This window comes from Pseudoalteromonas rubra, from assembly GCF_005887095.1.
GTDB classification, from domain to species: domain Bacteria; phylum Pseudomonadota; class Gammaproteobacteria; order Enterobacterales; family Alteromonadaceae; genus Pseudoalteromonas; species Pseudoalteromonas rubra_E.
Genome location: NZ_PNCI01000056.1, coordinates 1 through 21162 on the forward strand (window position 1 = coordinate 1; position 21162 = coordinate 21162).

16 protein-coding genes and 1 tRNA gene are annotated in these 21162 nt (G+C 46.5%); 6 read left to right on the forward strand and 11 right to left on the reverse strand.

Going from position 1 to position 21162, the window contains the following annotated elements; translation table 11 throughout:
- Window positions 1-91, reverse strand: a tRNA-Ser gene (locus CWB99_RS20185).
- Between the two features lie 261 nt (window positions 92-352).
- Between CWB99_RS20185 and CWB99_RS20190 the strand changes: the two genes are divergently transcribed.
- The 5 genes from CWB99_RS20190 to CWB99_RS20210 are packed head-to-tail and all read left to right on the forward strand — an operon-like array spanning window position 353 to window position 2386.
- The gene (locus CWB99_RS20190; protein WP_138550624.1) at window positions 353-1018 is read left to right on the forward strand and encodes a Bax inhibitor-1/YccA family protein; all 666 of its coding nucleotides are present in this window, start codon (window positions 353-355) and stop codon (window positions 1016-1018) included.
- A gap of 54 nt (window positions 1019-1072) precedes the next feature.
- Window positions 1073-1426 (forward strand): sulfurtransferase complex subunit TusD, encoded by a 354-nt coding sequence (gene tusD, locus CWB99_RS20195; protein WP_138550625.1) that lies wholly within the window; start codon window positions 1073-1075, stop codon window positions 1424-1426.
- Window positions 1423-1782, forward strand: a complete 360-nt coding sequence (gene tusC, locus CWB99_RS20200; protein WP_138550626.1) for a sulfurtransferase complex subunit TusC — start codon at window positions 1423-1425, stop codon at window positions 1780-1782. Before tusD ends, tusC begins: the two co-directional genes overlap by 4 nt.
- Window positions 1779-2054: a tRNA 2-thiouridine-synthesizing protein gene (locus CWB99_RS20205; RefSeq protein WP_138550627.1), complete on the forward strand. Its 276-nt coding sequence runs from the start codon at window positions 1779-1781 to the stop codon at window positions 2052-2054. Before tusC ends, CWB99_RS20205 begins: the two co-directional genes overlap by 4 nt.
- Before the next feature lie 2 nt (window positions 2055-2056).
- On the forward strand, window positions 2057-2386 hold the full coding sequence (locus tag CWB99_RS20210) for a TusE/DsrC/DsvC family sulfur relay protein (protein ID WP_010386021.1): 330 nt from the start codon (window positions 2057-2059) through the stop codon (window positions 2384-2386).
- Between the two features lie 12 nt (window positions 2387-2398).
- Here the strand turns inward: CWB99_RS20210 and CWB99_RS20215 are convergent, their stop codons facing one another.
- The 7 genes from CWB99_RS20215 to CWB99_RS20245 form a co-directional block, all read right to left on the reverse strand.
- Window positions 2399-4300, reverse strand: coding sequence for a propionyl-CoA synthetase (locus tag CWB99_RS20215; RefSeq protein WP_138550628.1), 1902 nt, complete (start codon window positions 4298-4300; stop codon window positions 2399-2401).
- Window positions 4301-4493: 193 nt separating this feature from the next.
- Entirely contained in the window at window positions 4494-6191 is a 1698-nt protein-coding gene (locus CWB99_RS20220; protein WP_138550629.1) for a hypothetical protein, read from the reverse strand.
- A gap of 315 nt (window positions 6192-6506) precedes the next feature.
- Window positions 6507-9188 carry an ATP-binding protein gene (locus CWB99_RS20225; protein WP_138550630.1) on the reverse strand — a complete coding sequence of 894 codons (2682 nt, stop codon included), beginning with the start codon at window positions 9186-9188 and terminating at the stop codon, window positions 6507-6509.
- Window positions 9189-9227: 39 nt separating this feature from the next.
- A complete protein-coding gene (locus tag CWB99_RS20230) occupies window positions 9228-11459 on the reverse strand; it encodes a TonB-dependent receptor (protein WP_138550631.1) in 2232 nt (743 codons plus the stop codon).
- A gap of 153 nt (window positions 11460-11612) precedes the next feature.
- On the reverse strand, window positions 11613-13850 hold the full coding sequence (locus CWB99_RS20235) for an NAD(P)-binding protein (RefSeq protein ID WP_138550632.1): 2238 nt from the start codon (window positions 13848-13850) through the stop codon (window positions 11613-11615).
- Between the two features lie 9 nt (window positions 13851-13859).
- The gene (locus CWB99_RS20240; RefSeq protein WP_138550633.1) at window positions 13860-14822 is read right to left on the reverse strand and encodes an acetoacetate decarboxylase; all 963 of its coding nucleotides are present in this window, start codon (window positions 14820-14822) and stop codon (window positions 13860-13862) included.
- Window positions 14823-14987: 165 nt separating this feature from the next.
- Window positions 14988-15602 (reverse strand): hypothetical protein, encoded by a 615-nt coding sequence (locus tag CWB99_RS20245; protein WP_138550634.1) that lies wholly within the window; start codon window positions 15600-15602, stop codon window positions 14988-14990.
- Window positions 15603-15893: 291 nt separating this feature from the next.
- On the opposite strand from CWB99_RS20245, the gene CWB99_RS20250 reads away from it, so the two are divergent.
- A complete protein-coding gene (locus tag CWB99_RS20250; RefSeq protein WP_138550635.1) occupies window positions 15894-16778 on the forward strand; it encodes a transporter substrate-binding domain-containing protein in 885 nt (294 codons plus the stop codon).
- A gap of 7 nt (window positions 16779-16785) precedes the next feature.
- On the opposite strand, the gene ccoG is transcribed toward CWB99_RS20250, so the two are convergent.
- From ccoG to CWB99_RS20265, 3 genes are all read right to left on the reverse strand, one after another.
- Complete coding sequence (ccoG, locus tag CWB99_RS20255; protein ID WP_138550636.1) at window positions 16786-18171, reverse strand: cytochrome c oxidase accessory protein CcoG; 1386 nt, start codon at window positions 18169-18171, stop codon at window positions 16786-16788.
- A 137-nt stretch (window positions 18172-18308) separates the two neighbouring features.
- The gene (locus CWB99_RS20260) at window positions 18309-19745 is read right to left on the reverse strand and encodes a sigma-54 interaction domain-containing protein (protein WP_138550637.1); all 1437 of its coding nucleotides are present in this window, start codon (window positions 19743-19745) and stop codon (window positions 18309-18311) included.
- A gap of 64 nt (window positions 19746-19809) precedes the next feature.
- Complete coding sequence (locus CWB99_RS20265) at window positions 19810-21153, reverse strand: DUF1501 domain-containing protein (RefSeq protein WP_138550638.1); 1344 nt, start codon at window positions 21151-21153, stop codon at window positions 19810-19812.
- Between the last annotated feature and the right edge of the window lie 9 nt (window positions 21154-21162).

Here is a 21162-nt window from a genome sequence, read left to right on the forward strand (position 1 = left end):
TGGCGGAGAGATAGGGATTTGAACCCTAGATACGCTATTAACGTATGCCGGTTTTCAAGACCGGTGCTTTCAACCGCTCAGCCATCTCTCCGCAGCGGGGCGAATATTAGTGAATCCTGACGCCCTTGTGAAGCTTTTTTTTCGCTTTTTTGTTTAATTGGTTAAATTTCATTTTATTTGTACAAACATCGGACACATTGAGAGGTTTTATGGTCAATAATGGGGAGTTTGAGAACTTTTAGCACAGTTTTAGGGTCTACTGAACCAGAAAGGTTTGCCGAGCGATTTAACTCTTGGTAATCTTGGCCTAGAATAATTTTCGGAACATTGTGTTTCTAATAAGGAGCTGATAATGGCGTTCAATCATTCGTACACTGGCCAAAAAGTGGCTATGTCGACGGTCGAAACTAACAAGGTGCTTAAAAACACCTACTTCCTACTGGCAATGACACTGGCATTTAGTGCGATTACTGCTGCCATCTCTATGACTATGGCACTACCGCGCTTCACCGGTCTTGTCTGTTCACTTGTTGCTTTTGGTCTTTTGTTCGTGATCCAGAAAAAAGCGAACTCTAGCTCAGCGATTGGTTTGGTTTTCCTGTTCACGGGTCTACTTGGCTTTGGCTTGGGTCCATTGCTTAACCACTATGCCTCGATGCCTAATGGCAGCTTGCTGATTGCACAAGCGCTGGGTTCAACAGCGTTAGTGTTCTTTGGTTTATCTGCTTACGCACTAACAACCAAAAAAGACTTCTCCTTTATGGGTGGCTTCCTGGTTGTCGGTATGCTGGTGGTGATTGTTTCTAGCCTGGTTAACCTGTTTATCGGCAGTTCAGTTGCCTTTATCGCGATTAACGCCGCTGTTGTATTACTGATGTCTGGCTTTATCCTGTATGACACCAGCCGCATCGTAAATGGTGGTGAAACAAACTACATCCTGGCAACAGTAAGCCTGTACCTGAGCATCTACAATCTGTTCACGTCTATCCTTGCGCTACTTGGCTCAAGTGATGACTAATCTGCTCAGTTTGCTAAAATAAGCCCCATTCGGGGCTTTTTTTATGAGTAACTTTTGAGCCAGTACGTACTTTCCCTGCACAGCGATGTCAGTGACCACGATGCATTGCAGCAACTGCTGCGATTTGCCAATGCTTTACAAGCACAAGATCACCAAATTGAATGTATCTTTCTTTATCAGCAAGCCGTTTTGTTTGCCAGTACGCATTTCAGCCTGGCCAGCGATGAACTTCAGCCAGCTCAGGTATGGCAATCCCTGCATGACGCAGGTATTGCGCTCAAGCTATGTGTTACAGCGGCAGAAAAGCACGGACTGGACACCACGCAATGTAGCCCCTTTGAGGTTGCAGGGTTGGCGGAATTTGCCATGTTAGCAACCAAAGCAGATAAGTGGGTGCAATTTAAATGAGTGAAAACATTCTGGTGATCAACCACACTGCTCCTTTCGATGGTGCACATATCCGCGAAGGGCTAGACATGGCACTGATTTTTGCCGCGCTGGATCAGAACATCTCCTGGCTTTTCAAGGGCCCAGCCGTATTAGCCCTAAAACAAGGCAATAATGCATCCACACTGGGAATTAAAAACTACTTTAAACAGCTTAAAACGCTGGAGATTTATGATGTTGAGCAAGTCTATGTATGTGCCGAAGCCATGAAGCGATTTGCGCTTACCCCTGACGACCTGAATATCGACGCTCAGCTTCTGTCTGTAGACGAACAGCAAGTATTGCTGTCTCAACAAAGTAAGGTAGTCAGTTTATGAGCCTCTCCACATTACATATTTTTTCTAAGCCGCTGAGTTACTATCATGACGTATTCAGTGCAGGTTTGCTCGCTAAGCAGGATGTGATACTGCTCACAAGAGACGCCTGTTATGATCAGGCAGCATGGCGCGCACTGAGTACTAATCGTACTTGTATGCTGAATGTCTGTGCACTGGCACGCGGTATCAGTGCGCAAAATAATATCGAACCGCTCAGCGACCAGCAGTGGATCACGCTGGTTGAGCAATGCAATAAAACTATTACGTGGTAACTATGCTCGTTTTTCAAGACAAACAGATCGAAACAGATAAAGAAGGCTACCTGCTAAATCATCAGGACTGGCATAAAGAACTGGCGCCATTGTTGGCGGAGCAAGAGAATATTACGCTCACAGACGCACATTGGGAGGTCGTCAACTTCGTCCGTGACTTTTATGAAGAGTACAATACCAGCCCGGCCATTCGTATGCTGGTTAAGGCCATTGGTCAAAAGCTGGGTGAAGACAAAGGCAAAAGTATCTACTTGTATAAGTTGTTTCCAAAGGGACCTGCAAAGCAGGCTACTAAGATAGCCGGTTTGCCAAAACCGGCCAAATGTATCTAGTTGTTTGTATTGTTATGGCTGTGTGGCATGCCACAGCACACTGATTTCATCAAGCGTGGCAGGGTCGTCAATGGTCGATGGCACTGTCATCGCTTCACCATCCACCAGCTGGCGTAAGTTTTTGCGTAATATCTTTCCGGAACGTGTTTTTGGTAACCGCTCCACAACCAGAATTTGCTTCAGACAGGCAATTGCCCCTATTTTGCCCCGAACAGACTGAACGAGTGCTTCGCGTAACTGTTCCTGGGTAAGTTCCACGCCATCTTTAAGCACCACCATAGCCACAGGCACCTGGCCTTTCAGCTCATCTTTAGCCGCAAATACGGCACATTCGGCTACAGCGCCATGCGCAGCAACGACCTCTTCCATCTCTCCGGTCGACAAACGGTGACCAGCCACGTTTATCACATCATCCGTGCGTCCCATAATAAACAGATACCCTTCTTCATCCAGGTACCCCCCGTCACCTGACAAATAATAACCCGGAAATTCAGACAAATAGCCTTGTTTAAAACGACTGCTATTTTGCCAGATGTTACTCAGGCAACCAGGCGGTAAAGGAGTCTTAATTGCAATTAACCCTTGCTCGTTAGGCGCACAAGGCTCGCCGTTCGCATCCAGTATGCTTAGTTGATAACCCGGTGTTGGCACCGACGAACTGCCCGCTTTAGTCGGTAAAGGTGATAACCCCATTGGATTAGCGGCAATGGGCCAGCCCGTTTCGGTTTGCCACCAGTGGTCAATAACCGGCAGGCGCGTGACAGATTGTAGCCAGTCATAGGTCGCGGGGTCCAGGCGCTCACCTGCGAGAAACAAGGTTTGTAATGAGCGGGTATCATATTGTGAAAACAATTTACCTTCAGGGTCTTCTTTCTTAATAGCACGAAACGCAGTCGGCGCACTGAAGAGCGCATTCACCTGATATTCCTCAACTACCCGCCAAAATGCACCTGCATCCGGAGTTCTGACCGGCTTGCCCTCGTACAACAAAGTTGTACAACCAAACAGAAGTGGTGCATATACAATATAAGAGTGGCCCACTACCCAGCCGATATCAGACGCGGCCCAAAATACCTGACCTGGTTTCATACCATATACCGTTTCCATACTATAGTGCAGCGCTACAGCATGACCACCATTTTCACGCACAACGCCTTTTGGGGTGCCGGTCGTACCGGAGGTGTACAAGATATAAAGAGGGTGCGTTGCACTCAATGGCACAGCATCGGCCTGCGGGGCCGCAGCAACCAGCTCACACCAGTCAAGATCACGCGGCGCAGACATCTGTGCACGATACTGAGGACGTTGCCAGACAATCGCGTGCTCAATTTGATGTTCAGCCTGTGCCAAGGCTTCGTCCAGCATAGGTTTGTATTCAATCACCCGGCCTACTTCGACTCCACAGGATGCACTCAGCACCAGCTTAGGTTTTGCGTCATCGATACGTACAGCAAGCTCTTTGGGTGCAAAGCCACCAAACACCACAGAATGAATCGCCCCGATCCGTGCACATGCCAGCATAGCTATGACGGCCTGCGGGATCATGGGCATATAAATCACCACTCGATCGCCGGCTACCACGCCAAGACTGCTCATCGCGCCTGCAAATTGACTCACTTCCTGCAAAAGTTGCGCGTAGGTGTAGCTGTATTTTTGCTCGGTCACGGGTGAGTCATAGATGAGAGCAATTTGATCCGCTCTGCCCTCATTGATTTGATGATCCAGCGCCAGATAGCTGGTATTGAGTTTGCCATCTGCAAACCAATGGCTCAGTGATTCCTCATCGATGCTGACCCCTGTTTTAGGTCTGGTGTGCCAGTTGAGCCGGCCAGCCTGATTGAGCCAGAATGCCCCTGGATTTTGCTCAAATTGTTCGTATGCCCGTTGATAGGCTTGATATGCAGTTGTTGTCATAATGATTTCCTGTTGGGCCGGGTTTAGCAGGTTGAAACCCGGTTAACGACCGATACCCTATTAAACATAGAATTACTGAAATAAAGACAACACTAGACATTGGTCGATGCCAGGAAAGAATTTGATCTGTCGCAAACTTTCGATTAGCCGAAAAAGTTAAAGGCCCTCTGTCGAGGGCCCGGTTTAAATTAATTTATTCATCAACAGGCCAGGTATAAGGGACAGAAGGTACAGACAAGCCTCGATCGGTTATAGATTCAGCTACTGTCTTGCTTGGATCAGTTGGCGCCCACAGATCCTGACTGAACGCCAGCGTCGCATCTTCCTGAGCGATATCGCCTAATACCCCACTGGCATCTATGTCGAACACAAAGCTACCCGTGCCGTCATAGCTGCATGAAGCAGTTGGTGCATATTCTATATTCGCTTTGCTACCGCTGCCATCATAGGTAGCCGTTGCAGTGTCATACTGGAAGAATTGGCGTTGCGAGAATGCCTGCATGCTGTGATCGTTGCCCGGGCCAGCCCAGTTACAAATAAAACCCTGGATCAGCCCGTCGGTGTCCTCAATTTTCGACCCATAGCCAAAGTGCGCTTCGCCATTATCCAGACTCGGTGAGTTAAACCCGATATTGAAAATTCGGCTGTTGCTGTCGTTAACTCCGGCCTGCCAAACATAGGCATATTGCCCAGCCAATGTGGTCAGGTCAAAGTTCGCACCGAATATCGAAAAGTTCTCGCTCCAACCATCGGGATTATCGACGTTGTGATACTTGTTGTTCACATCAACCTGGTTATCAGTATTGAACATACCACTGTTACCGTGTCCACATAGGGTGACCACTCTGGCTTGTAAGGACATGTTGTCTCCAGCCCGCTCATAAGCCAATGAGCCCGCCCGGGTACGCTCATTTTGCGCGCAATTTCCGCCGGGAAATTCAATGCCACTCACGCCCTGCTCGCCTTCAACCAGATAAGTCAGATGACCTGTGTAGTTCATCAAATCGACACCAGGTGTATGAGCCATAGAGAGTGAAATATCATAGTCAGAACCACTTACCGTGTAAGTCAGCGAAATGGTATATTGCCATTCACTGCCAGAACGAGTGATAGCGGCAGTACTGAACGTCACACCAGAAACGCCTTTGGCATTCATTTCACCGGTTACATCAATACTGCTGCCATCTGCAGGCAGGCTCATCCCTGAATCAAGCGCCGCTGAAACCATGCTGGCTAAGGTCATCAGGCTCATTCGCGATTGGTCTCTCAGACCACTCAACAATGCGTTGGTCTGAGCCACTGCACAAGCATTGCCATCACTGTCACTTTCCAACCAGAGTCCTAAATCGCCGCCCGGTAAAGTACCGGAAGCTGAAGCAGGGTCGGTCGCATCCGGATGTCCTGTATAGGCCACCTGAGGCCCAAAACAACTGGCATTCGTGCTGTTGCGATAGAACGACTGAACTCGAAACACATCCAGTAAAGGCACAGTGCCATTGAGTATGCGACCAATCCGCTGCGTCGACCATAAATAGGTGGGCACTGATGGCCCGTACTCTACAGCAGGCCGAGCGCCAAAACCGCGTTCCACCTCGTTACTGCTGTCACTAAAAGGAGATGATGCCATTACCTCACGGGGGAAATAGGCGCCACGCGAATCATCCGGCTCGTTCTGATCAGTACCATCATCCGAGCCATTATCGCCAGAACCTGTATCATCCGGGCTGTCTCCGTCAGCACTGTTATTATTATCCCCCGTATCATCATTGGATGAATCATCCGAAGGGGTTTGTTGTTGATCCTGAGCGTTGGTGTTACCAGGTTCATCGTTGTCTGATGATGAACACCCTGCCAGCAATGCCATTAAAATATAAGGAATATATGTTTTCATAGTTGCATACCTTGTTGTCTAACCCGTTTTAAAGGTAAGCCAAAAAGACCAGTAGCTCAAAAAACAACCACACCGAAGTGTGAAAATATGTTTTGTACTTCTTTGCTAACGCTTTGATGTTTCTGCTTTTACACAAAGTTAGCAAAAATATGTATTCTCATTTAGATTTCAAAGAATAGACTAGCGTAGTGATTACATTACAGTTTATTGAATTTTTCAGAACAAAAAACTGTAATTGTCGAAGAACATAAATTGAACAACTTATTACAATTGAAGCTGTGAGTTATTTAACTCATACCGCTTATTCGCCAGCAATCAGATGGCCTGATTACACTCGGACTGCTGGATCGCAATATGTATCAGTTCAAATAAATCAGCCATTGGGTCTTCAACCTTGTCATAGTCTTTTTCTTTAAGCAGCCCATCAATTTTCGTTACCGTCTGATAAATATCATGGCAATCGAACATAGCAGATGTGCCTTTGAGCGCATGAATTGACCGCGCAAGGCCATCAAAGTCGTGGTACTTCAGCTGATTTTGTAACTGTACTAGCTGTTCATGTAGCCCTGCAATATACTGGGTTTTTAGTAGAGAAAACTCTTCGTCAGGTAAAGCAAGGTCTTCTTCAACCGTAATGTTCAGGTAGTGACTGATCTTCTTTGCAAATTCAGCCCGGTCAATGGGTTTGGCAAGATGATCGGTAAAGCCTAGCTTAAGATAACGCTCTACTTCATGGCTCATTGTATTTGCCGTTAGCGCTATCACAGGCGCTGTGCAACCTGTAGCCTGAATAAAGTTAAATGCCTGTTCACCGTCCATCACTGGCATCTGTATATCCATTAGGATCAAGTCAAATTCGTCATCCAGCACAGCTTGCACAGCAAGTTGGCCATTTTCAACGGCCGTAACACTCAGCCCCATTCGCTCCAGAATACGCGTGATCAGACGACAATTATCAACATGGTCTTCGGCCAGTAATACTTCGCCTTTTAACGATTCGGTTTCATAACTCTCCGACTCTGTACCGGGCTCCTCAGACTGGTGAATTTCCGAGAACGTGTTTAACCACTTAGTACGCTGGGTGGTATACAAGCCTACAGACAATGTGAAAGCAGTCCCAGAACCAACTTCACTTTCAACGGTAATATCCCCGTCGAGTTTCTGCGCCAAACTCTTCGAGATATTTAGCCCAAGGCCGGTGCCACCATATTTTCTGGTCGTCGACGAGTCAGCCTGATGGAAGGCGTTAAACAGCTCTTTTTGCTCCGCAGATGTCATCCCAATCCCGGTGTCCTGAACCCGAACAGACAAAATATCCTGAGTACAGCTGACATCGATAGAAATTTTGCCTACCGAGGTAAACTTAAGTGCATTGGAAGTCAGATTGAGCAATATTTGGCGCAATCGAGTCGGATCAATCACAATATAGTCAGGTAATGGAAAGTGATAGTTCAACTCAAATTCCAGGCCTTTGTCTCTGATCTGTTTACCCAGTAGTGATTCAACATGAGTAATGGATTGAAATAAATTCGCCTCAATGAGCTCAACTTCGAGTCGGTTGGCCTCGATTTTAGACATATCGAGAATATCATTGATCAAACCCAGAACATGACGTGAGTTTTGCAGGATCACCGAAATCGCATGATTGCGTTCATGAGGTTTAATGTCCCCTAACATGATGCCGTCTGCATACCCGATAATTGACGTCATCGGAGTACGTATTTCATGGCTCATATTTGCCAGAAAACGGCTTTTCGCTTCGCTGGCATCACGTAACTCAGACGCCAGTTGCTCCAATTCATAAGTTCGCTTAAGGACTTTTGCTTCAAGGTTTTTATTCAGCTCTATGTTTTCTTCATTCGTCAGGCGGTATTTATCTGCCACCGCAAAAGCCAAGAGTAAGGCATCCAGCGCAGTGCCTATCAGTCCGATCAGATATAAGTTGACCGCAATAGGAGGGAGTAAGCCTAGGTTAGTGAAATTCCCGACCATGTTTGGTATCGCCATACACACGTATGCCAGAACAAAATAGCGTGCCGGTTTAAACCCTTCCGTCAGCCGTAATATGCCAACATAGAGCCCCATACACAAAGCTGACCCCGTGGCCAGCGTTGCCCACAAAAAGCCAAACCCGGGGAACAGAATACAAAATGGAGTTCCGATTGCGCCGATTGCACCAACCCAGAGCGATGCCGTCGACAAGGCGGGGTGCGTCTCTTTAAGCTTAAGCAGTTGATTATAAAATAATACGTTAGTGATCGGCGTCAGGGCAAAACCCAGCCAGTGCAAATGGGCTGAGTAGAAGCCAAATAGTTGATCTGAAATGTGGAAGAAATGACTCCAGGCAAATACCCAGGTTGCAGCAAACATCGCATAATAAAGATGCGTCATGTCCTTTGAGCCAATGTAAATCAGCAAATTGTACAAACCAAGTACAATACCGACGCTAAAGCACAGGGACATCAAAAGGTTGTCCATTGTAACCTGGCGCTCAAATTCCTTAACGGGAATAAGCTCCAGTTTAATTGGCGTATAAAAATAGTCACTTTCAAATAAAGTGACTATGTAATACCTCTGATTAGGTAACAGATGGATTTTATTGCCATAGTGAAATGGGTACTCGTTGGCATGCATACCACCGGTAAAGAATCGTTCAACACCCGCCTCGGAGTATATTCGCGTCTCTACATTGGATAACACGGTATTATAGGGGTAAAGCACCAGATCCTGATATCTGGAGTGATTTTCAATTTCTGTCACCAACCAGTATCGGCCGGAAAACAGCGCACGTTGTGTCTGTTCCGCTTGTGTACTTGCCCATTGCTCTACCTGAGCAAAACTATCCGGGAACCGTGCGTTATTTTCGGCTGATAATACTAAGCCTTTGTCATGCAGATTATGCCCGCGTTGTGTTCCGTCGAACACATATACGTTTGCGCTGGCAAAAAAACTGCACAGGCACAGCAACACTGTAGTTAATAGCCTAAAACTACCCATTTCGGACCTTAACTTAGATAACTCAGGGCAAAAGCCCGGCTAAAACCGATATGAAAAATCAACCCCAAGACGTCTCCCCTCTCCTTTAAAGTCTTCCAGCATACCCAGAAAGGCACTTAAGTCGAATCTTAAATGGCTGTATTCTTTATCAAATAGGTTCTTTCCCCAAATACCTACTCGCCAGTCGCCTTGTTCAAAGTGCACACTCCCTCGCCATAAAGTATATCCTGATTGCATCGCATAGGCGTTTTGATTTTGGTCGAAGTAATATTCTGATTGATAGTCAAACCCAACTGTTGACACTAACTCTCCTTGCCAAAGTGGTAAAGAATGGGTGAGATCCGCATTAATGTTCCACTCTGGGGTAAAGGGTAAACGATTGTCTGTTAATACATTGCCCACAGGGTCGGTGAATTGATCAAAGTTCGCTTCGGGCACGTACCCCGCGGCACTTCTGAGCTTAAGAGACTCGCTCATTTTATATTGTACAGCAAACTCTGCGCCATATATCGTGGAACTACCAACATTCTCAAGAAGCTGTAATGGCGGAGCACCAGGCACAGTGGATGCCTGATTCATAAACACCTGCTGATCACTATAATCGTAGAAGAACAACGCGCCGTTGATCGACAGGTTATCGGCATTGTTGTACTTTACCCCCACTTCATGGGCATATAACTCTTCCGGACCATAGTCTGCCAGGCGAGCCTGCTCTTCAGTCGCGAGTAAGCCGCCATTGTAGCCGCCACTTTTAGTCCCATTGGCAAAGCTATAATAGAGCATTAATGGATCTGAAAGCTGATAATTCCAGGCCAGACGACCAGACAGTCCGTCGTCCTCCACTTTTCCATTTACCCGATAGTAAGGAATGGTCACACCATCAAGTTGTGCCACATCTAATACAGTATTTAGCCGGGAAACAGAGTCATAATCGACAGTCTCATCGCTGTAACGAAGGCCCACTGTAATACGGTGTGCATCGTTTAGTTGCCACTCATACTGAGCAAATACGGCCGCTGACTTCACAATAATTTCATTATCATAGAAAAAAGTATTCGTCAGGGTGGTGTCTAACAGACCACGCATGTCACGTAAAATGTCGTTAAAGTTGTCCTGGTATATGCGCTCTTCTATATGAAATAAGCCCAGTGTCAGGTGGTCTCTGTTTATGGTTTGACTGTACCTTAATTCATTGGAGAGGATTTCATTTTTAAGACCGAGCTCCCCTTCACATAATCTGGCTGGGCTTCCATCACAGTTGAAGGCATGGCGCCTGTCGAGGCGGTTAAAGCCATTTATGTAGGTCAATTGCTGACTGTCAGATAACTGCCAGTCTCCCTGGACTGTCCAGCCTTTATAAATTGACAAATGCGGTGAATTATTATTCACACTAACAGCCCAATAATCCGAGCTGCCATCATTGAAACCAAATGCATCGTAGCACCCAGCGCCTCCCGCTTCACTCGGAGTGCAACGAACTCCATTTGCAGGGTCTTTGTAAATACCTATGCTGCCAACTGGTTGGACAATGCCATCCCAGTGACCATATTCGAGCTTTGCATACAGTGAAAACGCATCCCACTCAGCCAAGTAACTGAGACGGAGGTCTTGCTGTTTTAGACCCGCTTCCGGAGAAGGCTCAAACAAGTTGTAGCTAGTATATTCATAGTCAGTGTGGTTAAAGGAAAATCGCAGCGCGCTTTGGTCATTCACCCGTGCGTTATAGGCCCCCTGAACCCGACGCCACTCGTCAGTGCCCACACCAGCTTTAATAAAACCATAATTCCCGTCATCTGGCCGCTTGGTCCTGACAAGTAATGCACCACCGGTACTATTACGGCCAAACAGGGTGCCCTGTGGTCCTTTTAATACTTCAATTTGTTCAACATCAAACAAGTTCGCAATCTGATTGTTTGCAGAACCGACAGGTCTGCCATCTATATACATAGCTATAGGTGACGTATTGGCCGTATTGTAATCTATCAACCCTACACCACGAATATTCAAAGCTGGTGGAGTGCCTTCCGCTGCGTTCTGGCTGACCTTAAAATTGGCGACATACCCACCCAATTCGCTGATATCTTTAATGCCTTGCTGGGTCATGTTATCGCCATTGAGTGTGGCGATTGAGATACTCACTTCCTCTAGTGTTTGCTTACGTTTTTGCGCATATACCTCGATGACTTCCATACTATCACTGTTTGCAAAAACACATACGGGAGAGAGAAAAACTGAAATTAATGATATTGAGATCGCTGAGAGTTTAAACATATCCGTGCTCTTTTTCTGCTTCACGCTTGTGCTTGTTTGAGTATAGTCTAAATGTAAAGACCTCCAACAAAATTGGAGGCCTTTTGTATATTCTATCAGTAGTTAGCTAACGTTGTTACCTGACCAGTTATCTGACCAGTTACCTGAGCCCACTCAATCAGGTTTAAATCCGTCCTCCCCACTGATGTTTTCCGGCAACCCGCAAATTGCACGCGAAGTTTGCATGCCAGCCATTACCGCGGCTTCTACACACCCGGCATTTACGCCCGTACTGATCCAGTCTCCTGTCAGGTACAAGTTTCTAAACACAGTGCCGTCCGTTGGTAACCTGTACTGACTACTATCGACAACCGATAATACATAGCGCTCACTGGGGTCAACATTCACACGCCAGTACTGGCTGTCAAATCGCTCTTCACCTTGCGCAATGCTATCGTCATAGAGTGTGTTCCAATTGTACTGCCCTGCAGCATTGTAAGCATTGGGCCACAGCGGTTTCATTTCAGTCGCCAGTTTGTTAATCGCATTGACTTTAACTTTGGCCTTTTGCTCAGCGGGAAAATCATGATCATGGCTGGGCGGATATTCCTCACAGCCAAATGCACTGCAAAAATAAGCGATATTTTTTGGGCCGTTGGCCGGCCAGTCTTCGCGTGGTAACAAGAAAGACATCGCAGCCCAGGTATCAAATGGTTGTGAAAAGCCACTGAGTATAGGCCGCTCTTCACTGGGCGGTGTGTAGTCAAACCCAAGCTGTTCGTCAGTTTGATTTAGCCAAACCTGAAACGCTTGCGTTGCCACCGTTTTAACTTCACTACTTTGCAATCTGAGCCCATCATCCAATGCCAACAGTTGAGGGCACAAATGTTCCAGCCCGCCCACTGAGATACCAAAGATCACTTTATCGAAGTCTCTCCCACGCTTGAGTGATAATCGGGGTAAAGGAGTACCAAATTCGGCTTCATACAGTGACGACCAATTACTCCAGAATGATTCCAGATTGACATTATGCTGTTGCAACAACACAGCCTGCGCATCGTCTATCTGATCGTAGTTAGGCCGATCAGGCCAACAGGGTAACCCGTTTACGTCAACAAACGGGTCATAGTGGCCATTTTTCAGCTTAACTTGCTGCGTCATTGTAATTTCATCGACCACATATTCACCGCCCTGCGATGCCGGGATCAGTTCATCCACTTGATGGAAATACTCAAATTTCACGCCTCGCTTGGAGAGTAATTCGTATATAGGTGAAAAGATGATGTCGCCCATGCCCGCTTGCATTTTCCACATCACTCCACCGCGATAGCACAGCATCAAACGTAACATCGCCAGCGAAGCAACACCCGCTTCTACATTACCCTTGTCAAAATCACCATCCTCATAGCCAAAAACCAAATCGTAAAACCCTCTCACAGGAGCCGATTCAACCACATACACTTCATCTGCGCCGTTGCGCTTCAACCAGGCTTTAAAGTCATATTTGTTTATGGCTTCAAAGCCATCTGAGTGGACATGGTCCCTAAGCAGACCTATTAACATCGCGATAGCCAGATCGGCGCAAATGTATAAACGCCTGATCACTGGATGGTCGTCCAGTAAATCTCGAGCTTCTGCTCTGAGCCAGCGCTTGAGCTTACGGACAATATACCAGGTCACCAATCTGTCTCGACTGTTTGATAGGTTCTTATCTGCCGCCCGTAAATTGAGTAACTCATGTAGCTGGGTGATCAGCAGTCTGGGAGTAGACCAGATCTCTTTTGCCTCATCTTGAGCGCTGTCAAAAAAATCGGACACTTTGTCTTCCAAACTGTCAAATGCCGTAGTGATCTCGCTCGCAAGGTGTTGGAGCAAACCACGGTCACGGCGCTTACGAGTTTGTAAGCGGATTTCCCGATGCGCAGCCTCAACCTCGTCTTCCAGTCCATCAATCCATTTATGTAGCCAGGCAATGGTCATCTGGATCAACTGCCAAAAGTGCAGATCTAACGTGCCATCCGCAGGGTTGCCTGGTACCAATGGAAAATCAATCGGCCAGGTTTCCCATTCATTGTCTATGTACTCCTGCAACACCACAAAGCTGTGTGGTTTTAATGCCTGCTGCCAGGTTGCAATCGGTATTGAGCTGGGCCTGTCCAGATTGTTATAAACCGTTTCAATAGCCCGAAATGAGTTTACATACGCCCCAAACCATACGTGTAAGCCATGCTCTTCAATGCGCTCGTGCACATCCGGGTTACGCCCACTCGCCCCCTTTCCTCCCAGCCGCCAGCCTAACTGATATACTGTAATGTCGTATTCTTCCTGCCAGTTTTCTTTTTCGGTCAAATAGACCGCTGCGGTCATGGCTGACACACCACCACCCAAAATTGCTATTTTTTCTTTGCTCATAGCATCCACCTACCCCAACTCAGCCCTAACGATCTCGTGTGCACCATCCTGATCAAAGTCCATACATAAGTAATAAGGCAGTTTGGCAAATTGCTCCCCGACTGGGATCCCAAACATATCTTCAAGTGGGAATGCATCAACCTGGTTAAAAGTGACTTTGTATTCATCTTTCAAAAAGCCCAGCTTGTGTAGTTTTTTAACCTCCGAGGGGGAATGAACAACGGCACTATATACACTGTTTGTGGCAAATCCGTCTGGAAACTGCTTAAAGAAGATTTGATCTAACATTGGGTTTGTAAACCCGGTGAGTAATTGCTTGATAAACTCACTACTAATATCGATTTCGCTGGCACTCTCGTGCAGAAGCTCAGCAACTTCCTTACTGATCTCAACCGCTTCTTCAAACCAGGTATCATCATCAGCGACACGATCTATAGACAACAGCTCATACCAGGCCATTTTCTTATTTGGATCATAAGGTTGAAATGTTTCGAGGCTCAGTGAAAAGTGATCGGCATGACGGCGATCCGCAGGCATTTCGTAGCGACACAAGTACTTATTGTACCCCCAGGTCTCACGGCCATTGATCAGCGCATTAATGTTATTAACTGTGATGAATGCCGGATACCAGTATAGGTGAGTCATACGGCTGGTATTTTTGCATACCTCAGCAACAGGGACCCAAATGATGATGTCTGTTTCCTGCATATAGCCATAATTGCTAAACGGCGGTACTTTAGAAGCGATATTTTCGATGTCAGTGAACGTTAGCAGGCAGTGAGAAGAAATGGCTTTATACGTATTGGTTTCGTTAGGGACGGAGTTCAACGTAGCGTCGAAAAAGGCTTGTATTTTTTCAATTTTTCCCTTTACAAAAAATCCGTACATCATTGCATTAAGCATTCTGCAAGGGGGTTTAGCAATCGGATTGCCAAGAAAATGTCGATAAGGGACAGTTAGTTTTTCAGACATAGAAAACTCCTTCTATTGCGGTGGTGACATGCGGCAACTGAAACACAGCGATACCAAATCAGTTTGCTATCACTGTTCCTTTACATTATCAGCAACCACCACTTCACAACCTTAGGCTGTACTTCCATGACTGATAACTGGGGTGTGTTAAGTTGCCCACAACGATTAAGATGACACTAAGTCTAGTTCATCTTTGATACGCCGATAGTTAAATTTTATCTTTGCCAGTTGCGCTACTTCCTCCTGGCATTTGGCCAGATAATGTCCATAAGCATCATTGTTATAATGGCCTGACAGACTATTCATAAACCCGTGCTCATATCGGGTGCGAAAACATTCGATATTCGGTTGTTGTTGCAAAATTTCCATTATTGGCACAATGTCAAAATGGTTTTCCTGATAGGGGAAGAAAATATCGACTCGACAACCTGGATTGAGGTGCAGGTAGTTACGGATCTGCCCGGGATAAAAAGCAATGAGTTTAACGGAACTTTTAAGCGCAATTGCTGACAATGCACGCCAGGCTGCAACAGCCCCAGCGCTGAAGGCAATGATGAGATCAGGTTGATGTGCAAGGATGTCATCCAACACCTGCCTCATATATTTGTCATGCCCAACTTCATCAACAAAGCTCTGATATACCTGGCTTTCTGGAAGATTTACTTTGGCCTCATACTCGCCGTAGGGCGAACTGACTTTGTAATCCGACCCCAGGTTCTGTGCAAAGTCCTCAAGATAGTCACTATGACCGAATATGTCACCAACGATGAGCGTAACCATAATTTTTTCTCTTATTTCCAGTAAAATTATTATTGTTACGCCAACCCCTGATCATAACTGAAAAATGCACCGATTGCAGCGTAACTGAGTTTGACTGTCCATGTTCTTTAATTAGCGCAAAACTTTAGGGGAACTTTTTAAAATGTAGCAAACCTTTGCAATTTGTAAAAATAATTTAAAAAATAAATATTATTAAACACCCCTTATAAGGAGCCGAGCTGTAAGGCTATTTCTGCGTTTTGAATCACCTCTGCTACACTGATTAGTCAGGTAACACTGTCGGAGTATTGCGTGAAAGTTTTTCTGTTGCTGTTAACATGTTTTACTCTACTTTGTCATGCACGCACCGATAACGACACCATATCTTGGATCACCATAGATTTTCCGCCCTACTACATCTACTCAGACCGGGACGAAGGCGAAGGCCGGGATGAGCAACTGATTACGCTCTTACATACTTTGATTGATAATCTGGAACATCAGCGCCAGGGGTTTCCCGCAAGCCGCGCCATTTATGAGCTTAGCCACAGTCACTCTGGTTACTGTATGGTCTCCTTATACAAGACAAAAAGCAGGGAAAGGCACATCACCTATACAAAACACTATTCAACGCTGGGCCTGGCACCCGGTTTGGCGCTTCGCAAAGAAACAGCCCGTGCACTGGGGCTAAACGTCCATCAGGATATCTCCCTGGTCGAACTGGTCGTCAAGCATGGGCTTACTCTTGGCGTTGCCCAAAGTCGCTCATATGGACAAGCACTGGACCAGCTCATTGCACGATTACCACGTGACCAGATTGTTGTCAGACCAGGATGGGACACCTTACAAAGCCTGACCAACATGTTACTGAAGAAGCGTGTCGACTTAGTGCTGGGCTACCCCAGTGAGCATTATTATCTGAGTAAACGTCTTGGAACAGACAACCTGACTCAGCTGTCCTTGTCTGGCGTGCCACTTGTCGCCAAAGGCTATATTGGCTGTACTAACAATGCAGCTGGTAAAAAACTGGTTCAGCTCTTTGACAATGCACTCATCAGATTGGTCAAAGAGGATGATTACAAAACCATTATGTTAAAATGGCTACCGGATCATTTGAAGAGCAAACTGAATAGACACCTCATCACTGAGACAAATAAACTCAGTAATGAGGTGTACATCGGAGAAGACCGAAATTAAAACGCCTTTAGCGATTTTTGTAGAAGTAACTTTCTTTTTCAATCGTGATGCCGGCATCTTCTTCAGCTGTCACGATAAAGTTAATGGGCGTTGCAGTGCGACTGAGATCGTAACCATCAGCGGTAACAGTTACAGGCACTAGCAGCATTTGCCCCGCTTCAATCTTAATAGATTCGGGCGCCGAAAGAGTCGCATGCTCTATCCCACTTATACCGATCCGATAATGCAGAACCTGCTGCGTTTTGTTGATAATGCTCAATGTATAAGGGTTTTCAACCAGTCCTTCATAGTTTACTCGGTATAACGCATTTCGGTCACGGATCACCGAAGCTTCTATAGGCGTACGGTTCATCGCCCAAATCACCATAGTGACAACAATCATGGCGAATAAGGCCGCATAGCCAACCAACTTAAGTCTGAATGGATTGGTCTTTTTGCCTGCTAGTGTATTTTCACTGGTGTACTTGATAAGTCCGGTGTCATAACCAAACTTGTTCATCGTCTCATCACATGCATCGATACAGAGTCCGCAGTTGATGCACTCATATTGCAATCCGTTTCTGATGTCTATACCAGCCGGACACACCTCGACACATAAATTACAATCAACACAATCACCTAATCCCATGGCTTTGTGATCTGCCTTACGTTTTCTGGGGCCTCGGTTTTCACCGCGTGCCGCATCGTATGAAACGACTAAGGTGTCTTTATCAAACATCACAGACTGAAAACGAGAGTAAGGACAAGCTACATTGCACATTTTCTCTCGCAGGAAGCCGGCGTTTCCATAAGTACAAAACGCGAACAGGAAGACCCAGAAACTGACCAGGCCAGACCATTGCAGAGTAAACATCTCGGTATAGAGTGTTTTTGCTGGCACAAAATAGGCCATGAAAGAAGTGGCAGTAAAGACGGAGATGAGTACCCATACGGCATGCTTTGCCAGCTTTTTAGTGACCTTTTTACTATCCCAATTGCTTTTATCCAGCTTAATCCTTTGGTTTCGAGTCCCTTCGATCCGATGTTCAACCCAAGTGAACATCAGCATCCAAATCGTTTGTGGACAGGTGTAACCACACCACACCCTACCCAACCAGTTAGTTACAAAAAACAAGCCAAACGCGCCAGCCATAAATACCCAGGCCAGGATCATGAAATCATGGGGTAATAAGGTCACGCCGAAAATACGAAACTGCTGAGAAGCCACATCCAGCAACACGGCCTGCTGGCCTTTGTATGGGATCCAGGGAATAGCAATGAAAACCAGCATCAGGAACCAGCCCAGGTAGCGACGGATCTGCTGAAAAGGTCCCTTTTGCTCACGGATATAGATCGGCCCGTCCTGCTTATAGGGCTTGATGATCATATCTTCTTCTTTAATATCGAACTTCATAATACTTGCTTATTGTCAGTGAAACACACCATACAATTTGCAAGTTTCAGACCAAACTGAAAGCTTTTAACCTCTTGTTTTAATTGACACTTTCAAACAACCGGAAAAACAAGGTCGCGAAATATCACGAAACCACGTTATATTTCGCGATCTCTTTGAATGTTTAGCTTTTTCATTTTAGATCTCAGGGTGCTTTCTGGCATACCTAGCAGGGCTGCTGCGCCTTGCTCTCCAGCCACTCGCCACTGACATAGATCAAGCACCGTAACTATGTGCTCACGTTGAGCATGTTCAAGGGATAAATCCTGAGCTACAGCGACGCCACCGGTGTTGGCTGCCAATGCCTGGGTCAATCTCAATGTTCTGCCAGTCGTTAAAATGGCTTCGCGTTCCAGAATATTTTGCAATTCGCGGATATTACCGGGCCACTCATATGCCTGTAGTTTTGCCAGCGAAGACTTGGCAATGCCCCGCAAATGCTTGCCCAAACGTGCATTGAGCCGGGATAGCATATTGGCACACAGTAGTGGAATGTCCTCCAGGCGTTCTCTGAGCGCGGGCACTTTGATTGGAAAGACGTTCAGCCGATAGTATAAGTCCATCCTGAACTCGCCTTTTTCGACCATGTGCCATAAATCTCTGTTTGTGGCAGCTATGACACGAATGTCCACCGAAATCGTTTTGCTACCGCCAACACGTTCAAACTCCTGCTCCTGCAGCACTCTCAGTAGCTTACTTTGCGCTTCCAGTGGCAATTCGCCAATTTCATCTAAAAACAGTGTTCCCTGATGTGCCAATTCAAAACGCCCCTTTCGACGTTCATTGGCGCCAGTGAAAGCCCCTTTTTCATGGCCAAATAACTCAGATTCCAGCAAACTAGGCGAAAATGCTGCACAATTAACCCGCACAAAGGGCTGTGTGTTACGCAGGCTCAGACGGTGCAGGTTACGTGCGACCAGCTCTTTGCCGGTGCCATTTTCACCCAAGATAAGGACGGTACTATCAGTCTGACTCACCAGCTTGATCTGCTCCAGCATAGTCTGAAAAATATGGCTCTGTCCTACCAGCCCCGAGTCTTGCCAGTCTTCATTGATCTCTGCAAGCAGGTAACTATTTTCCTCTTTAAGCTGTTCCGAGAGCGTCTGAACCTGTTCAAGTGCGTCCCTCAGTGCCTGCTCAGCTTCAACTTGCTTGGATATATCGCGAAATATCGCGACAGCACCTATAATCTGCTCATCTTTAAAAACCGGTGTTGAGGTATATTCAACGGCAAAGCAACTGCCGTCTTTTCGCCAGAATACTTCATCAGTAACATGGCGGGTTTTACCGTCAAACATAGTGCGATAAATTTGACAATGATCCGCTGGGTAAGGTGTGCCGTCTGCATAGCTGTGGTGGTGATACTGATGAATCTTCTTGCCCAATAAATCATCCGCTGACCAGCCGGTCATTTTTTCAGCAGCCGGATTAATAAAAACCGCATTCCCGGACAGATCGAATCCATAGATCCCTTCGCCCACGGCATTAAGCAACAGGCGGGGATCATTCAAAAATTGTGCAATTACTGAAGACATAGCTTACCTCGTGACATTTCACGAGCTAATTTACCACGCCAGTCGTTGAAGAAAAACCGAAATACTAACTCTTAAATAAGGACAATGCCTGCGCATCAAAATGACTGAGATTGGGAAACAGTTCTGTCAACTCACTGTCGGCAAGACCAAACCAACGTGCAAGCGGCGCAAAATACTGCTCGTTACTGAACGCAGGGATCAGACGCCCGCCACCAACATCTTCATTGCCATCAAGTCGTTGTGCCATCATAGCTCCGTGTACATCTCCTCCATTCACCGCGCCACCCAATACCAATTGGTTGCCCGCCCAGCCATGATCTGTCCCATCACCATTGGAGGTCAAAGTGCGTCCAAAATCAGACATAGTAAATGTGGTCACCTGCTCTGCCAAGTTAAGTTCAGCCATTGCACTTTGAAATTCAACCATGCTTTGCGCCAGCCCTTCCAATAAAGCCGGATGGGTTGATTCCTGATTGTCGTGCGTATCAAAGCCGCCCATGGATACGAAGAAAATCTGCCGTTTAGCACCGAGCTGAGACTGAATGCTGATGGTTTTTGCAACTGCAGCGAGTTGCGCAGACAAGCTAGATTCACCAAATTCGGTGGTTAAAGTCGGTGCCTGCTCAAGTAAGGTATTCATATGCAAGGTGTGATCAATAGAGCCATTCAACCTGCTCGCATAAGCTGCAGCCAGGGGGTGTGCAGCCTCACTAAATAAAGTTTGCATAACACGCCGCACATGTTCAACACGCGGTTCATAGCCACTCAATGCATTTATTTTACTGATCCCACTTTTACTTAGCGCAAAAGCACTGGTATTGGTACCTGTTTGCCAGGGATTTGCTCCATCAATTGTGATATTACTGCCAAAGACCGTCCCTTGATCCAGCCTCTCTAACAACCTGGCACCCCAGCCGGTATTCAGAGTCTGCTTTTCCTGACCATGCATCCAAGTCGCTTGCTGATCATTGTGAGAAAAAAGATGCTGTGGCAGTGGAACGCTTTTAGCTTTGTATTGTGTCAAAGACGTCGGCGTAATTAATGTACCGACCCCACCAACGAAAGCGAGCGATTGCTGCTCAAAGTGTGAATGCAGTGCACTCAATGCCGGATGTAACCCCACTCCCCCTTCGAATTCACTTGTCGTATTGAGAACCGTGGCTCCCTGTACGGCCAGGTTCTGTCGGCTTGCTTCATACCAGGTACGTGGCTCACCACTCAGCGGCACCAACATATTCATCGAGTCGTTGCCACCATATAGATACACACACACCAGCGCTTTATAGTCAGAAAAACTGCGCGCCTGGACGCTGCCAGAGAGGGCCTGAAGCTGCAAACTGGTTAGCGCTGCCGCAGACATGCCACCTTTCAGACACAATGACAAAAAGTCTCTTCTGCTTTTGTTCATCTTCTTTAC